The 17,141-nt window shown below is 55.8% G+C and carries 19 protein-coding genes and 1 pseudogene; 15 read left to right on the top strand and 5 right to left on the bottom strand.

The genetic code is table 11. The annotated features are described in order from the left end of the window. Nucleotides 1-9 precede the first annotated feature (9 nt). The 13 genes from rplR to bfr all read left to right on the top strand — a co-directional run bounded on the left by rplR (nt 10) and on the right by bfr (nt 8,192). A complete protein-coding gene (gene rplR / locus RGW60_RS16500; RefSeq protein WP_322205595.1) occupies nt 10-360 on the top strand; it encodes a 50S ribosomal protein L18 in 351 nt (116 codons plus the stop codon). Nucleotides 361-363: 3 nt separating this feature from the next. Beyond that, nucleotides 364-864 (top strand): 30S ribosomal protein S5, encoded by a 501-nt coding sequence (gene rpsE / locus RGW60_RS16495; protein ID WP_003186035.1) that lies wholly within the window; start codon nt 364-366, stop codon nt 862-864. A gap of 2 nt (nt 865-866) precedes the next feature. Then, a complete protein-coding gene (rpmD, locus tag RGW60_RS16490; RefSeq protein ID WP_003444363.1) occupies nt 867-1,043 on the top strand; it encodes a 50S ribosomal protein L30 in 177 nt (58 codons plus the stop codon). A gap of 3 nt (nt 1,044-1,046) precedes the next feature. Next, nucleotides 1,047-1,481 (top strand): 50S ribosomal protein L15, encoded by a 435-nt coding sequence (gene rplO, locus RGW60_RS16485; protein WP_150642939.1) that lies wholly within the window; start codon nt 1,047-1,049, stop codon nt 1,479-1,481. Beyond that, nucleotides 1,482-2,810: a preprotein translocase subunit SecY gene (gene secY / locus RGW60_RS16480; RefSeq protein ID WP_322205594.1), complete on the top strand. Its 1,329-nt coding sequence runs from the start codon at nt 1,482-1,484 to the stop codon at nt 2,808-2,810. A 27-nt stretch (nt 2,811-2,837) separates the two neighbouring features. Further along, on the top strand, nt 2,838-2,954 hold the full coding sequence (gene rpmJ / locus RGW60_RS16475; protein ID WP_002555468.1) for a 50S ribosomal protein L36: 117 nt from the start codon (nt 2,838-2,840) through the stop codon (nt 2,952-2,954). Nucleotides 2,955-3,085: 131 nt separating this feature from the next. Then, nucleotides 3,086-3,442: a 30S ribosomal protein S13 gene (gene rpsM, locus RGW60_RS16470; RefSeq protein WP_002555467.1), complete on the top strand. Its 357-nt coding sequence runs from the start codon at nt 3,086-3,088 to the stop codon at nt 3,440-3,442. 30 nt (nt 3,443-3,472) lie between these two features. After that, the gene (gene rpsK, locus RGW60_RS16465; protein WP_002555466.1) at nt 3,473-3,862 is read left to right on the top strand and encodes a 30S ribosomal protein S11; all 390 of its coding nucleotides are present in this window, start codon (nt 3,473-3,475) and stop codon (nt 3,860-3,862) included. An 18-nt stretch (nt 3,863-3,880) separates the two neighbouring features. Beyond that, a complete protein-coding gene (gene rpsD, locus RGW60_RS16460; RefSeq protein ID WP_322166322.1) occupies nt 3,881-4,501 on the top strand; it encodes a 30S ribosomal protein S4 in 621 nt (206 codons plus the stop codon). A 22-nt stretch (nt 4,502-4,523) separates the two neighbouring features. Next, nucleotides 4,524-5,525, top strand: coding sequence for a DNA-directed RNA polymerase subunit alpha (locus RGW60_RS16455; protein ID WP_322166321.1), 1,002 nt, complete (start codon nt 4,524-4,526; stop codon nt 5,523-5,525). Nucleotides 5,526-5,567: 42 nt separating this feature from the next. After that, on the top strand, nt 5,568-5,954 hold the full coding sequence (rplQ, locus tag RGW60_RS16450) for a 50S ribosomal protein L17 (RefSeq protein ID WP_322205593.1): 387 nt from the start codon (nt 5,568-5,570) through the stop codon (nt 5,952-5,954). Nucleotides 5,955-6,127: 173 nt separating this feature from the next. After that, nucleotides 6,128-7,576, top strand: coding sequence for a catalase (locus RGW60_RS16445; protein ID WP_322205592.1), 1,449 nt, complete (start codon nt 6,128-6,130; stop codon nt 7,574-7,576). Nucleotides 7,577-7,727: 151 nt separating this feature from the next. Next, entirely contained in the window at nt 7,728-8,192 is a 465-nt protein-coding gene (gene bfr / locus RGW60_RS16440) for a bacterioferritin (RefSeq protein ID WP_322205591.1), read from the top strand. 67 nt (nt 8,193-8,259) lie between these two features. Here bfr and uvrA read toward each other — a convergent pair whose 3' ends face one another. Beyond that, nucleotides 8,260-11,103, bottom strand: a complete 2,844-nt coding sequence (gene uvrA / locus RGW60_RS16435) for an excinuclease ABC subunit UvrA (RefSeq protein ID WP_322205590.1) — start codon at nt 11,101-11,103, stop codon at nt 8,260-8,262. A gap of 129 nt (nt 11,104-11,232) precedes the next feature. Here uvrA and RGW60_RS16430 point away from each other — a divergent pair, with 129 nt between their 5' ends. Then, nucleotides 11,233-12,630: an MFS transporter gene (locus RGW60_RS16430; RefSeq protein ID WP_322205589.1), complete on the top strand. Its 1,398-nt coding sequence runs from the start codon at nt 11,233-11,235 to the stop codon at nt 12,628-12,630. A 9-nt stretch (nt 12,631-12,639) separates the two neighbouring features. After that, nucleotides 12,640-13,176, top strand: coding sequence for a single-stranded DNA-binding protein (locus tag RGW60_RS16425; RefSeq protein WP_322166316.1), 537 nt, complete (start codon nt 12,640-12,642; stop codon nt 13,174-13,176). A gap of 117 nt (nt 13,177-13,293) precedes the next feature. On the opposite strand, the pseudogene RGW60_RS16420 reads toward RGW60_RS16425, so the two are convergent. The 4 genes and pseudogenes from RGW60_RS16420 to RGW60_RS16405 all read right to left on the bottom strand — a co-directional run bounded on the left by RGW60_RS16420 (nt 13,294) and on the right by RGW60_RS16405 (nt 17,138). Continuing rightward, a pseudogene (locus RGW60_RS16420) lies at nt 13,294-14,336 on the bottom strand (ABC transporter substrate-binding protein). After that, nucleotides 14,336-15,502, bottom strand: coding sequence for an FAD-dependent oxidoreductase (locus tag RGW60_RS16415; protein ID WP_322205588.1), 1,167 nt, complete (start codon nt 15,500-15,502; stop codon nt 14,336-14,338). Before RGW60_RS16415 ends, RGW60_RS16420 begins: the two are co-directional and overlap by 1 nt. Continuing rightward, the gene (locus RGW60_RS16410; protein ID WP_322205587.1) at nt 15,499-16,851 is read right to left on the bottom strand and encodes an FAD/NAD(P)-binding oxidoreductase; all 1,353 of its coding nucleotides are present in this window, start codon (nt 16,849-16,851) and stop codon (nt 15,499-15,501) included. The genes RGW60_RS16415 and RGW60_RS16410 overlap by 4 nt, the downstream gene beginning before the upstream one ends. After that, a complete protein-coding gene (locus tag RGW60_RS16405; RefSeq protein ID WP_322205586.1) occupies nt 16,848-17,138 on the bottom strand; it encodes a (2Fe-2S)-binding protein in 291 nt (96 codons plus the stop codon). The genes RGW60_RS16410 and RGW60_RS16405 overlap by 4 nt, the downstream gene beginning before the upstream one ends. Nucleotides 17,139-17,141: the final 3 nt, after the last annotated feature.

Below are 17,141 nucleotides of genomic sequence, written 5' to 3'. Positions count from 1 at the left end.
GCATAGCAAATGACCGTCAAAAAAGTTACCCGACTGCGTCGCGCTCGCAAAGCACGCTTGAAAATGCACGAATTAGAAGTCGTGCGTCTCTGCGTGTACCGCTCTTCGCAGCACATTTATGCCCAGGTCATTTCGGCCGACGGCAGCAAAGTCTTGGCGAGCGCCTCGACTTTGGACAAAGACCTGCGTGATGGAGCCACTGGCAACATCGACGCGGCCACTAAGGTTGGCCAGCTGGTCGCTGCGCGTGCGAAAGCCGTCGGCGTTTCACAAGTGGCTTTCGACCGTTCTGGCTTCAAGTACCACGGCCGCGTGAAAGCGCTGGCTGATGCTGCTCGTGAAGGCGGACTGGAGTTCTAAGTTATGTCAAATAACGACCAAAAGCGCGACGAAGGCTACATCGAGAAGTTGGTTCAAGTGAACCGCGTTGCTAAGACTGTAAAAGGCGGCCGTATCTTCACATTTACCGCGTTGACCGTGGTTGGTGATGGTAAAGGGCGTGTTGGTTTCGGTCGCGGCAAGTCACGTGAAGTGCCTGCTGCGATTCAGAAAGCAATGGAAGCTGCTCGCCGTAACATGATCCAAGTAGACCTGAACGGCACTACTCTGCAGTACGCAATGAAGTCTGCCCATGGCGCTTCGAAGGTGTACATGCAGCCTGCTTCTGAAGGTACCGGCATCATCGCTGGCGGCGCTATGCGCGCAGTGTTGGAAGTTGCTGGTGTTCAGAACGTGCTCGCCAAGTGCTATGGCTCGACTAACCCGGTAAACGTGGTTCACGCTACGTTCAAAGGGTTGAAAGCTATGCAATCTCCTGAATCTATTGCTGCCAAGCGCGGTAAAAGTGTCAAGGAGATCTTCTGATCATGGCTACCGTTAAAGTAACGTTGATCAAAAGCATGACCGGACGCATCCCTAACCACAAATTGTGTATTAAGGGTTTGGGTCTGCGTCGCATCGGTCACACTGTAGAAGTGCTTGATACTCCTGAGAATCGCGGGATGATCAACAAGGCTTACTACATGCTGCGAGTCGAGGGTTAATCGATGAAACTCAATGATCTGAGTCCAGCGCCGGGTTCCCGTCGCGAAAAGCATCGTCCGGGCCGTGGTATCGGTAGTGGTTTGGGTAAGACGGGTGGCCGCGGCCACAAAGGTCAATCCTCCCGCTCCGGTGGCACTATCGCTCCGGGCTTTGAAGGCGGCCAACAACCGTTGCATCGTCGTCTGCCGAAGTTCGGTTTCGTTTCCCTTAAGGCAATGGACCGCGCAGAAGTGCGTTTGTCCGAACTGTCTAAAGTTGAAGGCGACATCGTCACTGTGCAGTCCCTGAAGGATGCCAACGTGATTAACCAAAACGTACAGCGTGTGAAAATCATGTTGTCCGGTGAAGTTACTCGCGCTGTCACCATCAAAGGTATCGCAGCCACCAAAGGTGCGCGTGCGGCTATCGAAGCAGCTGGCGGCAAGTTCGAGGAATAAATGGCTAAGCAAGGTGCTCTCTCAGCGCTCAGCAAAGGCGGGTTATCCGAGCTCTGGGCTCGACTGCGTTTTCTTCTGTTGGCGATTATCGTCTATCGGATAGGCGCACACATCCCAGTTCCTGGTATCAACCCGGACCGGTTGGCGGACCTGTTTCGACAGAATGAGGGGACCATTCTTAGCTTGTTCAACATGTTTTCCGGCGGCGCGCTGGAACGGATGAGCATCTTTGCGCTGGGGATCATGCCGTACATTTCGGCATCGATCATCATGCAGTTGATGACCGCCGTCAGTCCGCAGTTGGAGCAGTTGAAGAAGGAAGGTGAGGCTGGTCGTCGTAAGATCAGTCAATACACCCGCTATGGCACCGTCGTTCTCGCTCTTGTTCAGGCAATCGGTATGTCCGTTGGCTTGGCGGGGCAGGGTGTAGCGTTTACTGGTGACTTTGGCTTCCATTTCGTTGCGGTGTCCACGTTTGTGGCTGGTGCAATGTTCATGATGTGGCTGGGTGAGCAGATTACTGAGCGCGGTGTTGGTAACGGTATCTCGATGTTGATTTTTTCGGGTATCGTCGCCGGTCTTCCGAGAGCGATAGGGCAGTCTTTCGAGTCTGCGCGTCAGGGCGATATCAATATCTTCGCCTTGGTTGCCATCGGTTTGCTGGCAGTAGCGATCATCGGTTTTGTGGTGTTCATTGAGCGTGGTCAGCGTCGTATTGCTGTTCACTACGCTAAGCGTCAGCAGGGCCGCAAGGTTTTTGCTGCGCAGACGAGCCACTTGCCGCTGAAAGTGAACATGGCTGGTGTAATTCCGGCCATTTTTGCGAGCAGCATTTTGCTGTTCCCGGCTTCGTTAGGTGCCTGGTTTGGTCAGTCCGAAGGTATGGGCTGGTTGCAGGACATCTCGCAGTCGATCGCTCCTGGTCAGCCGTTGAATATTCTGCTGTTTAGTGCAGGGATTATTTTCTTCTGCTTCTTCTATACGGCGTTGATGTTCAATCCGAAAGACGTAGCGGAAAACCTGAAGAAGTCCGGTGCCTTTATTCCGGGCATTCGTCCAGGTGAGCAGTCGGCGCGCTACATTGACGGCGTTTTGACTCGCTTAACCATGTTCGGTGCTCTTTATATGACGGCCGTGTGTCTGCTTCCCCAGTTTTTGGTGGTGGCGGCAAACGTACCGTTCTACCTTGGCGGGACTTCGTTGCTGATCGTCGTAGTGGTTGTGATGGACTTCATGTCCCAAGTACAATCGCACCTCGTTTCGCACCAGTACGAATCCCTGATGAAGAAAGCCAACCTGAAGGGCTACGGTAGCGGCATGCTGCGCTGAAGCACCCATAAGGTTTAGGAGTTGGTCATGAAAGTTCGTGCATCGGTTAAAAAGCTGTGCCGTAACTGCAAGATTATTCGCCGCGAAGGTGTGGTTCGAGTAATTTGCAGCGCGGAACCACGTCATAAGCAGCGCCAAGGCTGATTGTGATTTGTGCTAAAAGCCCAGTAGCTAGTGCGCTGCTGGGTTGATTATTTGTTATTACAGCGATATTATCTCGCGCCCTATTTCTTGGCTTCCGGGGCGTAGGTAGCTGTCAATTGGAGTCCCACTGAATGGCCCGTATTGCAGGCGTTAACATTCCAGATAACAAGCATACTGTTATCTCGTTGACCTACATCTATGGTGTTGGTCGCACCACTGCACAGAAAATTTGTGCAACTACTGGGGTAAACCCAGCGGTAAAAATCAAAGATCTGAGCGACGAGCAGATTGAACAGCTGCGTGGCGAAGTGGCGAAGTTCACCACTGAAGGTGACCTTCGTCGCGAAATCAACATGAAAATCAAGCGCTTGATGGATTTGGGCTGCTATCGCGGTCTGCGCCATCGTCGTGGTCTTCCAGTGCGCGGTCAGCGTACCAAGACCAACGCGCGTACTCGCAAAGGTCCGCGTAAGCCGATCCGCAAGTAATCGCACCAGCGAATCGACAGGAATTTAGTCATGGCAAAACCTGCTGCTCGTCCTCGTAAAAAAGTTAAAAAGACAGTGGTTGATGGCATCGCCCACATCCACGCGTCGTTTAACAACACAATCGTCACCATCACCGACCGTCAAGGTAATGCGCTTTCTTGGGCTACCTCCGGTGGCTCGGGTTTCCGCGGTTCACGCAAGTCCACTCCGTTCGCTGCTCAAGTAGCTGCTGAACGTGCTGGCCAAGCTGCGCTGGAATACGGCTTGAAGAACCTCGACGTTAACGTCAAGGGTCCAGGTCCAGGTCGTGAGTCTGCTGTCCGTGCTTTGAACGGCTGTGGCTATAAGATCGCCAGCATCACCGACGTGACGCCAATCCCGCACAACGGGTGCCGTCCGCCGAAGAAGCGCCGCGTGTAATCCAGGAGACTGTAAAAAATGGCTCGTTACATTGGTCCAAAATGCAAGCTTGCACGTCGTGAAGGCACCGATCTCTTCTTGAAGAGCGGCGTCCGCGCTATCGAATCCAAGTGCAACATCGAAGCAGCTCCTGGTATCCACGGCCAACGCCGCGGTCGCCAGTCCGATTACGGCACCCAACTGCGTGAAAAGCAGAAGGTCCGTCGTATTTACGGCGTTCTCGAACGTCAATTCAGCGGTTATTACAAAGAAGCAGCCGGCAAGAAAGGCGCTACTGGTGAGAATCTGCTGCAATTGCTCGAATGCCGTTTGGACAACGTTGTATACCGTATGGGCTTTGGTTCGACTCGTGCCGAATCTCGTCAGTTGGTATCGCACAAGTCGGTCAGCATTAACGGCAAAACCGTTAACGTTCCGTCATACCAGGTTCGTCCTGGTGACGTGGTCGCTATTCGCGAGAAAGCAAAGAACCAACTGCGTATTGTCCAAGCTCTCGATCTGTGTGCCCAGCGTGGCCGCGTAGAATGGGTAGAAGTAGACACTGAGAAAAAATCTGGCGTCTTCAAAAACGTTCCAGCTCGCAGTGATCTGTCCGCCGACATCAACGAAAGCCTGATCGTCGAGCTCTACTCCAAGTAAGGGCTAGAAAATAGGTGCATCCATGCAGATTTCGGTAAATGAGTTCCTGACACCCCGTCACATTGACGTGCAGGTTGTCAGTCCAACCCGCGCTAAAATCACACTCGAGCCTCTCGAGCGTGGTTTCGGCCATACCCTGGGCAATGCGCTGCGTCGCATCCTGTTGTCCTCAATGCCCGGCTGTGCAGTAGTCGAGGCCGAGATTGACGGTGTACTCCATGAGTACAGCGCCATCGAAGGTGTACAGGAAGATGTCATTGAAATCCTGTTAAACCTTAAAGGTCTGGCTATCAAGCTGCACGGTCGTGACGAAGTTACGCTGACCTTGTCGAAGAAGGGTTCGGGGGTGGTTACCGCTGCCGATATTCAGCTGGATCATGATGTCGAGATCGTTAATCCCGATCACGTAATCGCTAACCTGGCGTCTAACGGCGCCTTGAACATGAAGCTCACCGTAGCTCGTGGTCGTGGTTATGAACCGGCTGATTCGCGTCAGAGCGATGAAGACGAAAGCCGCAGCATTGGTCGCTTGCAAGTTGACTCTTCATTTAGCCCGGTTCGCCGTATCGCATACGTGGTGGAAAACGCCCGTGTCGAGCAGCGTACTAACCTGGACAAGTTGGTTATTGATCTGGAAACCAACGGTACGTTGGATCCTGAAGAGGCTATTCGCCGCGCTGCAACCATTCTGCAACAGCAGTTGGCTGCGTTCGTCGATCTCAAAGGTGATAGTGAGCCAGTGGTTATCGAACAGGAAGACGAGATCGATCCGATCCTGCTTCGTCCGGTTGACGATCTGGAACTGACTGTACGTTCGGCCAACTGCCTTAAGGCGGAGAACATTTACTACATTGGTGACCTGATTCAGCGCACCGAAGTAGAACTGTTGAAGACTCCGAACCTGGGCAAGAAATCCTTGACGGAAATCAAGGACGTTCTGGCCTCCCGCGGTCTGTCCCTCGGCATGCGCCTCGACAACTGGCCGCCTGCAAGTCTTAAGAAGGACGACAAGGCGACTGCCTGATCGTCGTAATCACCGAACGTCATGTTTGGTAAGGAATGAATCATGCGTCATCGTAAAAGTGGACGTCATCTGAGCCGTACTAGCTCTCACCGTAAGGCCATGTTTCAAAACATGGCGGTGTCGCTGTTCGAGCACGAGCTGATCAAAACTACACTGCCAAAAGCCAAGGAACTGCGTCGCGTTGCTGAGCCGCTGATAACCTTGGCTAAGATCGACAGTCTGGCTAACCGCCGTCTGGCATTCGACCGTACTCGTTCGAAAGCCATTGTTGGTAAGCTGTTCAACGATCTGGGCAAGCGCTATGCAACCCGTGAGGGTGGCTACTTGCGCATCCTCAAGTGCGGCTTCCGCACTGGCGACAACGCGCCTATGGCGTACGTCGAACTGGTTGATCGTCCTGTTGGTGGCGTTGTAGAAGCTGCTGAATAAGACGTTAGTCTGATCAAAGAACCGGGCCTAGTGCCCGGTTTTTTGTTATCTATAAATTATAAAATTCTATCGATCCTCACAATTTAATGAATTTGCTGGTGTAATCTTTTTGTCGAATACTTCGTTCCATGCCGATTAGCCGGCAAGATACGTTCGCCAGAGGAAGACTTTGCATGAGTCAGAATAAAACGCTTACAACCGCCAGCGGCGCCCCTGTTGCCGACAATCAGAATTCCCGATCCGCTGGCCCCCGTGGCCCGCTGTTGCTTGATGACTTCCATCTGATCGAAAAGCTTGCCCACTTCAACCGCGAAAACATTCCCGAGCGCCGTGTCCACGCTAAGGGTTCAGGTGCCCACGGTACCTTCACGGTAAGTCGCGACATCACTCAATACACCAGCGCCAAACTGTTCGATACCGTAGGTAAGCAAACCCCAATCTTCATCCGCTTCTCTACCGTAGGCGGCGAACGCGGATCGGCCGACACCGAGCGCGACCCACGTGGTTTTTCGGTCAAGTTCTACACAGAAGAAGGCAACTGGGACATCGTTGGTAACAACACTCCGGTGTTCTTCATTCGTGATCCGATCAAATTCCCTGATTTCATTCACACTCAAAAACGCCAACCCCAAACCAACCTGAAAAGCGGTCAAATGGTGTGGGACTTCTGGTCGCATTCGCCTGAAGCTTTGCATCAGGTCACTATCCTGTTCTCGGATCGCGGAATTCCAGACGGCTATCGCTTCATGCACGGCTTCGGCAGCCACACTTACAGTCTGGTCAGAGCGAACGGTGAACGTCATTGGGTCAAATGGCACTACAAGACAATGCAGGGCATCAAAAACCTTGCTCCGAAGGATGCCGCACGTTTGGCGGGTACGGATCCGGATTACGCTCAGCGTGATCTGTTCTCTGCAATTGAGCGAGGCGACTTCCCCAAGTGGCAGGTCTGCGTACAGATCATGACCGAGGCTCAAGCAGTCGCTCATCATGAGAATCCTTTCGACGTCACCAAGACGTGGTCGCAGAAAGAATATCCGCTGATTGAAGTCGGCGAGCTGGAGCTGAACCGTAATCCGGCGAACTACTTCGCAGAGGTTGAACAAGTAGCATTCGGTCCAAGCAACATGGTTCCTGGCGTTGGTCTCTCACCAGACCGCATGCTGCAAGGCCGGGTCTTCGCTTACGCCGATGCGCATCGCTATCGCATTGGCACTAACCATCAACAACTGCCGATCAATGCGCCGAAAAGCCCGGTTCATAGCTATCAGCGTGACGGCGCCATGCGGTTTGGAAACAATGGCAGCGGCACACCGAACTACGAGCCCAACAGCTATGCGGACGCTCCAAAACAAGCGCCGGCCTACGCTGAACCGGCGCTGGCGTTAAGCGGTGTTGCTGCGCGTCACGATCATCGGGAAGACACCGATTACTACAGTCATGCAGGCGCACTCTTCAACTTGATGAGTGCCGAGCAGAAGGCTCTATTGATTGAGAACATTGCCGGATCAATGGCAGGTGTAACCAGCGATGTCGTGCAGCGTCAACTGCAGTATTTCTTCAAGGCTGATCCAGCGTATGGCGAAGGACTTGCCAAAGCGTTAGGTGTACAACTCGGCTGAATCTAAGTGATAACAAGAACCGCCCATGTCAGGGCGGTTTTTTCTATCCAGTGTTCCACTTTCGCAGCTTTTCCAATTCAACATGTTTTCAGAAGTGACCTTACCTTCAGCTTGGTCCAAACTGGCAGCTTTAAGCAGGAGATTTAGGGCGATGCAAGGTCACCCAGTAGTAATCGATTACCTCAAAACGTTGCTTACAGGCGAACTGGCGGCCCGTGATCAATATTTTATCCATTCCCGGATGTACGAAGACTGGGGCCTCAGTAAGCTCTACGAACGTATGAGCCATGAAATGCAGGAAGAAACGGAGCATGCCGATGCGTTGATGCGCCGGATTCTGATGCTAGAAGGTACGCCGCGCATGCGTGCCGATGATCTAGATATCGGTACCACGGTCCCTGAGATGCTCGCCAGCGACTTACGGTTGGAATACAAGGTCCGTGCCGCGCTTTGCCAAGGTATCGCCCTCTGTGAGCTGCACAAGGACTACGTTTCCCGCGACATTCTTCGTGTTCAGTTGGCCGATACCGAAGAGGATCACACCTATTGGCTGGAGCAGCAGTTAGGTCTGATTAAATCAATCGGATTGGAGAACTACCTGCAATCGCAGTTCTGATTCACTGCCACAATAAAACGCCCCTGCCGCAGCGATGCGACAGGGGCGTTTTTTATGCACTATCAAACTAGATCGCTGTGGCCTTATCCCGTATCAGTAGCGGCTTAAGGTAGTGACCGGTATAGGACTGTTCCATCTCAGCCACTTCTTCCGGCGTGCCACAGGCGATGATTTGGCCGCCTTTGGAACCGCCTTCAGGCCCAAGGTCAACGAGCCAGTCGGCTGTTTTGATCACGTCCAGGTTGTGCTCGATCACCACCACGGTATTGCCGTGATCGCGCAAGCGATGCAGTACGTCGAGCAACTGCTGAATATCTGCGAAGTGCAGGCCGGTAGTCGGCTCGTCGAGGATATAAAGAGTTTTGCCGGTATCGCGCTTGGACAGCTCACGAGACAGCTTGACCCGTTGCGCTTCACCACCGGACAGCGTGGTCGCAGATTGTCCTAGCTTGATGTATGAAAGCCCCACGTCCATCAACGTCTGAAGTTTGCGTGCTAACGCTGGCACCGCATCGAAGAACACGCGCGCTTCTTCGATGGTCATTTCCAAGACTTCGTGGATGCTCTTGCTCTTGTATTTGATCTCCAACGTTTCTCGGTTGTAACGCTTGCTCTTACACACGTCGCACGGCACGTAGATATCCGGCAGAAAGTGCATTTCGACCTTGATTAAGCCGTCGCCCTGACAGGCTTCGCAGCGTCCGCCCTTCACGTTGAACGAGAAACGTCCAGGGCCGTAACCTCGTGACCGCGACTCCGGCACCCCGGAAAACAATTCGCGAATTGGCGTAAACAGCCCGGTGTAGGTCGCTGGGTTAGACCGCGGCGTCCGTCCGATAGGGCTCTGATCGATATCGACCACCTTATCCAAATGCTGCAGGCCATCAATGCTGTCATGCACCGCCGCTTCAAGCGTGGTGGCACCGTTAAGGGCCGTGGCGCTCAAGGGAAACAGCGTATTGTTTATTAGCGTTGACTTCCCCGAGCCGGAAACGCCGGTCACGCAGGTCAGCAAGCCAATCGGGATTTCTAAATCGACATTGCGTAAGTTGTTGCCGCGAGCGCCTTTGAGTGTCAGCGACAGCTTCTTGTTGCGCGGCGTACGTTTGGCCGGCACTTCAATTTTGACTCGCCCCGACAAATATTTACCGGTCAGCGAATCAGGGTGAGCCATGACTTCAGCGGGTGTGCCCTCAGCGACAACGTGCCCTCCGTGAATACCAGCGCCTGGGCCGATGTCCACTACGTAGTCGGCCAAACGAATAGCGTCTTCGTCATGCTCAACCACGATCACCGTATTGCCGATATCGCGTAGGTGTTTCAGCGTGCCCAGCAGGCGATCGTTGTCCCGCTGATGCAAACCAATGGACGGCTCGTCGAGAATGTACAAAACCCCCACCAGACCTGCGCCGATCTGACTCGCCAGACGGATACGCTGAGCTTCACCGCCAGACAACGTGTCGGCGCTACGGTCGAGGGACAAGTAATCGAGCCCGACGTTGACCAGAAACTGTAAACGCTCGCGGATTTCCTTGAGAATCTTGTCGGCAATTTCGCCGCGTCGGCCCGTCAGTTTTAGCGTGGAAAAATATTCTGTTGCGTCGCCAATCGGCAGGCTGGTGACAGCAGGCAAGGTTTTCTCGCCGACCCACACGTGACGCGCTTCGCGACGCAGACGCGTGCCACGGCAGTCTGGGCAAGGCTGAGTGCTGAGAAACTTGGCCAGCTCCTCACGAACCGTCGCCGACTCAGTCTCGCGATAGCGTCGCTCAAGGTTTGGCACGATGCCTTCGAAGGGGTGCGCACGCTTAACGATGTCGCCGCGATCATTGAGATAACGGAAATCGACGTTTTGCGTGCCGCTGCCATTCAACAAAATCTTTTGCTGGTCAGCCGGCAACTCATTGAACGGTACTTCCAGGCTGAAGCCATAGTGACTCGCCAGCGAGCCGAGCATCTGGAAGTAATAAACGTTACGCCGGTCCCAGCCACGAATCGCCCCTTCGGCCAGTGTCAGTTCACCATTGACCAACCGCTTGATATCGAAAAATTGCTTCACGCCCAGACCGTCGCAGGTTGGGCACGCACCAGCCGGGTTGTTGAAAGAAAACAGCTTGGGTTCTAGTTCGCTGATTGCATGCCCGCAAATTGGGCAAGCAAAGCGCGCCGAGAAAATCATTTCTTCGCCGGGCTCGTCGTCCATCGGCGCTACCCAAGCGATACCGTCGGCCAACTTCAGTGCAGTCTCAAACGATTCAGCGAGCCGCTGCTGCATGTCCTCACGAACCTTGAATCGGTCAACTACCACATCAATGGAGTGCTTCTTCTGCTTGTCGAGCTTGGGTAGCTCATCCAGCTCGCATAGTCGGCCATTCACTCGGGCGCGGACGAAGCCTTGGGCGCGCAATTCCTCAAAGATCGCCAGGTGCTCGCCCTTGCGTTCCCGGATCACGGGTGCGAGCAGCATCAGCTTACTGCCCTCTGGCTGAGCTAGCACCAGATCAACCATTTGGCTGACCGTCTGCGCTTCGAGCGGAATATCGTGATCCGGACAGCGCGGTTGGCCGACGCGAGCGTAAAGCAGGCGCAAATAATCGTAAATTTCAGTAATCGTACCCACGGTCGAGCGCGGGTTGTGCGATGTAGACTTCTGCTCAATAGAAATTGCAGGCGAGAGCCCTTCTATCGTATCGACGTCCGGCTTTTCCATCATCGACAGAAATTGCCGCGCGTACGCCGAAAGCGATTCGACATAGCGCCGCTGCCCTTCGGCGTACAGCGTGTCAAAGGCCAGTGACGACTTGCCAGAGCCGGAAAGCCCGGTAATCACGATCAATTTGTCGCGTGGCAGGGTTAAGTCAATGTTCTTCAAGTTGTGGGTTCGGGCCCCACGTATCACGATCTTGTCCACTGCGGCCTCGCTTGGCGGGCATAAACACGGGAGTATACGGCTCCATGCCAGTACGCGGCAAAGCGTCACGTATGTGCTGCTCATCGATGGGACTGGTAGAATCATTGCCGGTTCACATGAGGTTTATCCATGCACGATCCCCTTAGCGAACGCATGAGTGGCAGCGAAACCCGCGCAGCAAGCGGCCTGGCGCTGGTGTTTGCCTTCCGAATGCTTGGCATGTTTATGGTTTTACCGGTCCTCGCCACCTACGGCATGGACCTCGCGGGCGCATCTCCAGCGCTCATCGGTCTGGCAATCGGCGCTTACGGCCTGACTCAGGCAGTGCTGCAAATACCTTTCGGGATAATTTCCGACCGCATCGGTCGACGCCCGGTCATTTATTTGGGCTTGATAATATTTGCCCTCGGCAGCCTGCTTGCCGCCAATGCAGATTCGATCTGGGGCGTAATCGCCGGGCGAATCTTACAAGGTGCAGGCGCAATATCAGCGGCCGTAATGGCGTTGCTGTCGGACCTTACCCGTGAACAGCATCGCACCAAGGCCATGGCCATGATCGGTATGACCATTGGTCTTTCGTTCGCGGTGGCCATGGTTGTCGGGCCGTTGTTGACCAGGGCTTTCGGCCTCTCCGGGTTGTTTCTTGCCACTGGCGGCCTAGCGTTATTGGGCATTTTCGTCGTCGCTTTTATGGTGCCGCATTCGACTGGACCTCTGACCCATAGAGAATCGGGCGTTGCACGAGCGGAGTTGGGTGTGACGCTGCGTCATCCCGACCTGCTGCGACTGGATTTAGGTATCTTCGTGTTGCACGCGATGCTCATGTCCAGCTTCGTTGCGCTGCCCTTGGCGTTAGTCGAAAAAGCCGGTTTACCCAAGGAACAGCACTGGTGGGTGTACCTGACCGCGTTGTTGATTTCGTTCTTCGCGATGATTCCGTTCATCATCTATGGCGAGAAAAAACGCCAGATGAAACGCGTACTGCTTGGCGCCGTCAGCGTGTTGCTGATGACTGAGCTATTCTTCTGGGCGTTCGGCGATACGTTGCGGGCCTTGGTGATTGGTACGGTGGTGTTTTTCACCGCGTTCAACCTGCTTGAAGCCTCGTTGCCATCGCTGATCAGTAAAGTGTCACCGGCAGGCGCCAAAGGCACGGCCATGGGGATTTATTCCACCAGTCAGTTCCTCGGTTCAGCCGCAGGAGGCATTCTTGGAGGCTGGCTTTTTCAGCACGGAGGACTCAGTATTGTGTTCCTCGGCGGTGCCGCTCTATGTGCCATCTGGCTAGCCTTTGCTGTAACTATGCGCGAACCACCGTATGTGACGAGCCTGCGTGTGCCGTTGACGCCTGAAGCACAACGCGAAGGTGGCTTGATCGCGCGTTTGATGGCCGTCCCGGGGGTAACAGATGCAGTGGTCGTCAGTGACGAAGCTGCCATTTATATCAAACTAGATACCGAATTATTGGATCGCAACTCCCTTGAGCGCCTGGTCAACGACCCGAAGCCAGCGGAATGCGAAGCCTAGGAGAGCGTTATGGCCCGTGGGGTTAACAAAGTCATATTGGTCGGTACATGCGGCCAGGATCCCGAAGTTCGCTACTTGCCTAACGGTAACGCCGTGACCAACCTGAGTCTGGCGACCAGCGAACAATGGACCGACAAACAAACCGGTCAGAAAGTCGAAAAGACTGAATGGCACCGTGTTTCGATGTTCGGCAAAGTCGCTGAGATCGCCGGCGAATACCTGCGCAAAGGTTCGCAGGTTTACATCGAGGGCAAGCTGCAAACCCGCGAGTGGGAAAAAGACGGCATCAAGCGCTACACCACTGAAATCGTCGTCGACATGCAAGGCACCATGCAACTGCTGGGCGGTCGCCCACAAGGTGACGGTGCTCCACAGGGTCAAGGCGGCAACAGCAACTCTGCGCCACGCCCTCAACAGCAGCGTCCGCAGCAGTCATCGCAGCCGCAGCAATCCCAGCCACAACGCGAATCGCGCCCTGCTCCCCAGCAGCAAGCGCCGCAACCGGCTCCGGATTTTGATAGTTTTGATGACGATATTCCGTTCTAGAAATCAATCAAAAAGCCCGGTTCTGAACTGCACCCCAAAAGTTGGACACCCGTCCTGACTTTTGGGGTTTTTTCATGAGTAAATACTCAGAGCAGTTCAAGCTGACAGCCGCCTCACCTATCGCTCAATCGTCTTGCTCCAGCGCGCATTCCACTCGGGTCGTAGCTGATTCACCTGATCCCAATCGATCGAAATCGCTGTTTCCAGGTATTTGTTCATGGCCTCGACTCGCGCGCGGGTTTTGTCGGTGGTTGGGGTTTTTGGGTTGGAAGGAATTTGATCGCCTTCTTCCAGTGCCGGGCCTTGGGCTTCTGGGCTCAGCAGAAATGCCGCCAGTTTTTGCGCCAGTTCCGGTTGGTCGTTGTGGGCGATGGCGCATTCGGCGACGTTGAGCACCACGGCGCCTTCTTTCGGTTGCGCGTATTCCACCGGCACGCCCAGCAGTTGCAGGGTGCTGACGCCGGTCGGGGTCAGCGGAAAGATGGCCGCTTCATTGGTCTGTACCATTTCCGAGATCTTCGCCGAGCTGGCGATGTATTCCAGGACGTTAGGGCCAATGGTTTCGGCCACGCTTTAAAGCCAGGTTCAACGTTGGCTTCGCTGCCGCCCTGAATACGGTTGAACATCAAGAAACCGTGCAGGCCGAACGTCGATGACGCGAGTGACTGGAACACTACTTTGTCCTTGAAGCGCGGGTCGGCCAGGTCCATCCACGAGGTCGGTGCGCTCCAGCCTTTTTCTTTGAACATCCGCGTGTTGTAGGCGAGGCCGGTCACGCCGAGGGTCACGGCCACGGCCTGATCCTTGATCTTCGCTTTGGCCGGAATATCCGCCAGCACCGGGCTGTCCTGAAGCTTGTCGCACAAGCCCATGGAAATGGCGCGGTACATGATGCCGTCGTCGAGGAATATGACGTGCATCTGTGGGGTGTCTTTGCTCGCTTGAACTTTGGCCAAAATGTCCGACGAGGTGCCAGGCACGATCACGACTTTAACGTGGTTGGCCTTCTCGAACGCGGGCAACACCTTGTCGGCGTAAACCCGTTCCATGGTGCCGCCGTTCATGCCCAAGTACAGCGTCGGATCGGCGTGGGCCGTGCCCGTCATTAGCAAGCTGGCCAAGGGTAGACAAGACAGGGCGATACGATTGATGTTCTTCATTAACGCGATCTTCCTCTAGGCAATTGAACGACGGTCCCCGCTTGCGCGGTTTGAGTGGTTTGAAAACGAGCGATTGAAAACGCTTCAATCGGCTGTGTAGCGGAACCTGAACACACCAGTTCGGCGAGGGCTTCACCCACCGCCGGGGCGATCTGGAAACCGGACCCGGCGAAACCGAAACCGTGCAGCAAACCCGCTTGGGTGGTGCTGACGCCAATCACGGGTTCGCGATCTGGCAGATAACCTTCGGTGCCGCTCCAGGTCCGAATCGCTTGAGCGTGCGCAAGAAACGGATACAGCTCGGCGGCGTTGCGCAGGATCTCAAGCACGGCGGCTTGGCCTGGACGTGCCTGCTCCGGGGTCATTGCAAACCCTTGGCCGCCGCCCAACACGCAATTACCTCGCGCCACTTGGCGCGCATAAATCCCACCGCCTTCTACCCCGGTGCTGACGTCCATCACCATGGGCAACGGTTCGGTGACCAGCATCGCCGGGTGCCCGGTGCGCATCGGCACCGACTCGCCAAATTGGGCGGCGACGTTCCCGGCCCAGGCGCCAGCGCAATTGAGCAGCCACGGCGCGCGAACCTTGATCCCGTTGGCGCAGTGGACGTTGAATGCTTGCCCGTCATGTTCGATGTCGATGACGTTGGCCTGCTCGAACACCTGGGCGCCAGCACGTTGCGCGGCGCGGGCGAAGGCAGGCGAAATCAAACGCGGATTGGCGTGACCATCTTCCGGGCACAACGATGCTCCCTGCGCCACGTCACCCACCCAGGGGTATCGCGCGCGCAATTCGGCGCGATCAAGCAACCGCAAGCCCAAGCCAAACCCCCGCGTGGCGTCGGCATACGATTGAAGCGCAGCCATGTCCGCGTGACTGCGGGCCAGTTTCAAATGCCCTGATTTCACGTATTCGCCGTCGGTGCCGATCAGTTCGAGCAGGTTGTCCCACATCGCGTGGGCGCGCTGGGACAAGGGCAACTGACTCAGTGGCCGACCTTGCCGGCGAACACCTCCATAGTTAACCCCGCTGGAATGCGAGCCACAAAAATCACGCTCCAGCAGCACCACCCGTTTGTCTTTGCGCGCGAGCATCAAGGCCGCCGAAGCCCCGACGATGCCGCCGCCGAGCACCACGGCATCGGTTTCGATCAGCGTGCTCATGACTCAATCTCCACGCCAAACGGCAAGGGTTTGATCGGCGCCTGACCGCGCAACCGACCGATGCTGTTCAGTGCTCGGCCGCTGCGTTGGGCGACAATCTCTGCCGCCGCCGACCCGCACATCCGACCCTGACAGCGGCCCATGCCTACTCGGCAATGGGCTTTGACTCGATTGAGTTCCCAGTGACCATCATCCACCACCGCACGGACTTCAGCGGCTGAGACTTCCTCACAGCGGCAAATCATCAATTCGTCGGGCGCGTTGGCCGCCCAGTCAGTCGGGAATGGGAAGGCGATTTCCAATCCGTGGCGAAAGCGTTCTATGCCTGCGAGCTTGTGTTCCAGAGACCGGCGACGGGCGCTGTCGATGACGCGCCCGCTGTCTTCAAGCACGGCCAGCGCGGCGCGCTCACCGGCCATTTCCGCGGCGTCGGCGCCCATGATTCCAGCGCCATCGCCAGCCAGGTACACACCGTGGACCGAGCTGCGGCCAGCGCTGTCACGGGTGGGCAACCAGGCGCGGTTCAATTCATTCCAGTGAAAGTCGCAGCTCAACAAATCGGCCAATTGCGTTTCACTGCGCAGGGCGTGGGCGAACCCCACCGCATCACATTCCAACCGTTGATGGCGCTTACCCTGACGCCAAGTGATCGCGCCGACGCGGTGCTCACCCTCGATACGCTCCAGGGTTGCGCCCTGATGCACCGCAATGCCGTGGGCGGTTAGCCAGCTGCGGTAATACAAACCTTTGGCCAAGGTCGCAGGCTGGCCAAGCAGCGCAGGTAACGCCCGACATTGGGCACTGAACGGTGCGCTGTCGAGCACCGCGACCACCTTGGCCCCGGCTTTGGCGTATTGATAAGCGACCAGGTACAGCAATGGCCCGCTGCCACAAAAGGCTACGCGCTCACCGATGGCGCAACCCTGATACTTCAACGCAATCTGCGCCGCGCCCAGGCTGTAGACGCCGGGCAGTGTCCAGCCCAGTACCGGCAAAATACGGTCGGTGGCGCCGGTGGCGACGATGATTTGCGAATAATTGACTGCGCGAGCATGACCATCGCTCAAGGTGTCCAGGCGCCCGTCTTCGGCATTCCACACCAGCGTCTCGGGACGGTAGTCGATTTGGGTCGACAGATCGTCGATGGCGCGATGCACCGATTCGGCCTTCGACGCCTCAAAGCCATAAATCTGTTTAGCCGTGCGCCGAAAGTTGGCCGGTTGGCGGCGATAGACCTGACCGCCGCCGCGTGGCGATTCGTCAAGCAAACAGGCTTTAACGCCGTGGGCCAACAAAGTGTGTGCCGCCCGAATTCCGGCCGGACCCGCGCCAACAATCACCACGTTCATAGGCGGCGCCCCGGTTCACGGCTGATGATCTGTCCGGCTTCCAGCAACGTCGAGCAGGCCCGCACGCGGCGACCGTCACCCAGGCGCACCCAACACTCCTGGCAGGCGCCCATCATGCAAAAGCCCGCTCGCGGTTCGGCGCTGAAATCACTACCACGCACGTGCTCGCCGCAGGTCAACACGGCGGTCAGCAGGGTGTCACCTTGTAAGCCAGTGGCCGGTTGACCGTCGAGGGTGAACACCAGCGCTGGTCGATCTGTCTCGACCAGTCGTTTAAACAACGCCATTTC

This window comes from Pseudomonas sp. AB6, assembly GCF_034314105.1.
Taxonomy (GTDB): Bacteria; Pseudomonadota; Gammaproteobacteria; order Pseudomonadales; family Pseudomonadaceae; genus Aquipseudomonas.
This window is presented reverse-complemented; position numbering and strand designations above follow the sequence as displayed.

Coding starts and splice junctions, on each gene's coding strand:
- rplR (WP_322205595.1), top strand. CDS start 10: ATGACCGTCAAAAAAGTTACCCGACTGCGTCGCGCTCGCAAAGCACGC.
- rpsE (WP_003186035.1), top strand. CDS start 364: ATGTCAAATAACGACCAAAAGCGCGACGAAGGCTACATCGAGAAGTTG.
- rpmD (WP_003444363.1), top strand. CDS start 867: ATGGCTACCGTTAAAGTAACGTTGATCAAAAGCATGACCGGACGCATC.
- rplO (WP_150642939.1), top strand. CDS start 1,047: ATGAAACTCAATGATCTGAGTCCAGCGCCGGGTTCCCGTCGCGAAAAG.
- secY (WP_322205594.1), top strand. CDS start 1,482: ATGGCTAAGCAAGGTGCTCTCTCAGCGCTCAGCAAAGGCGGGTTATCC.
- rpmJ (WP_002555468.1), top strand. CDS start 2,838: ATGAAAGTTCGTGCATCGGTTAAAAAGCTGTGCCGTAACTGCAAGATT.
- rpsM (WP_002555467.1), top strand. CDS start 3,086: ATGGCCCGTATTGCAGGCGTTAACATTCCAGATAACAAGCATACTGTT.
- rpsK (WP_002555466.1), top strand. CDS start 3,473: ATGGCAAAACCTGCTGCTCGTCCTCGTAAAAAAGTTAAAAAGACAGTG.
- rpsD (WP_322166322.1), top strand. CDS start 3,881: ATGGCTCGTTACATTGGTCCAAAATGCAAGCTTGCACGTCGTGAAGGC.
- RGW60_RS16455 (WP_322166321.1), top strand. CDS start 4,524: ATGCAGATTTCGGTAAATGAGTTCCTGACACCCCGTCACATTGACGTG.
- rplQ (WP_322205593.1), top strand. CDS start 5,568: ATGCGTCATCGTAAAAGTGGACGTCATCTGAGCCGTACTAGCTCTCAC.
- RGW60_RS16445 (WP_322205592.1), top strand. CDS start 6,128: ATGAGTCAGAATAAAACGCTTACAACCGCCAGCGGCGCCCCTGTTGCC.
- bfr (WP_322205591.1), top strand. CDS start 7,728: ATGCAAGGTCACCCAGTAGTAATCGATTACCTCAAAACGTTGCTTACA.
- RGW60_RS16430 (WP_322205589.1), top strand. CDS start 11,233: ATGCACGATCCCCTTAGCGAACGCATGAGTGGCAGCGAAACCCGCGCA.
- RGW60_RS16425 (WP_322166316.1), top strand. CDS start 12,640: ATGGCCCGTGGGGTTAACAAAGTCATATTGGTCGGTACATGCGGCCAG.
- RGW60_RS16415 (WP_322205588.1), bottom strand. CDS start 15,502: ATGAGCACGCTGATCGAAACCGATGCCGTGGTGCTCGGCGGCGGCATC.
- RGW60_RS16410 (WP_322205587.1), bottom strand. CDS start 16,851: ATGAACGTGGTGATTGTTGGCGCGGGTCCGGCCGGAATTCGGGCGGCA.
- RGW60_RS16405 (WP_322205586.1), bottom strand. CDS start 17,138: ATGGCGTTGTTTAAACGACTGGTCGAGACAGATCGACCAGCGCTGGTG.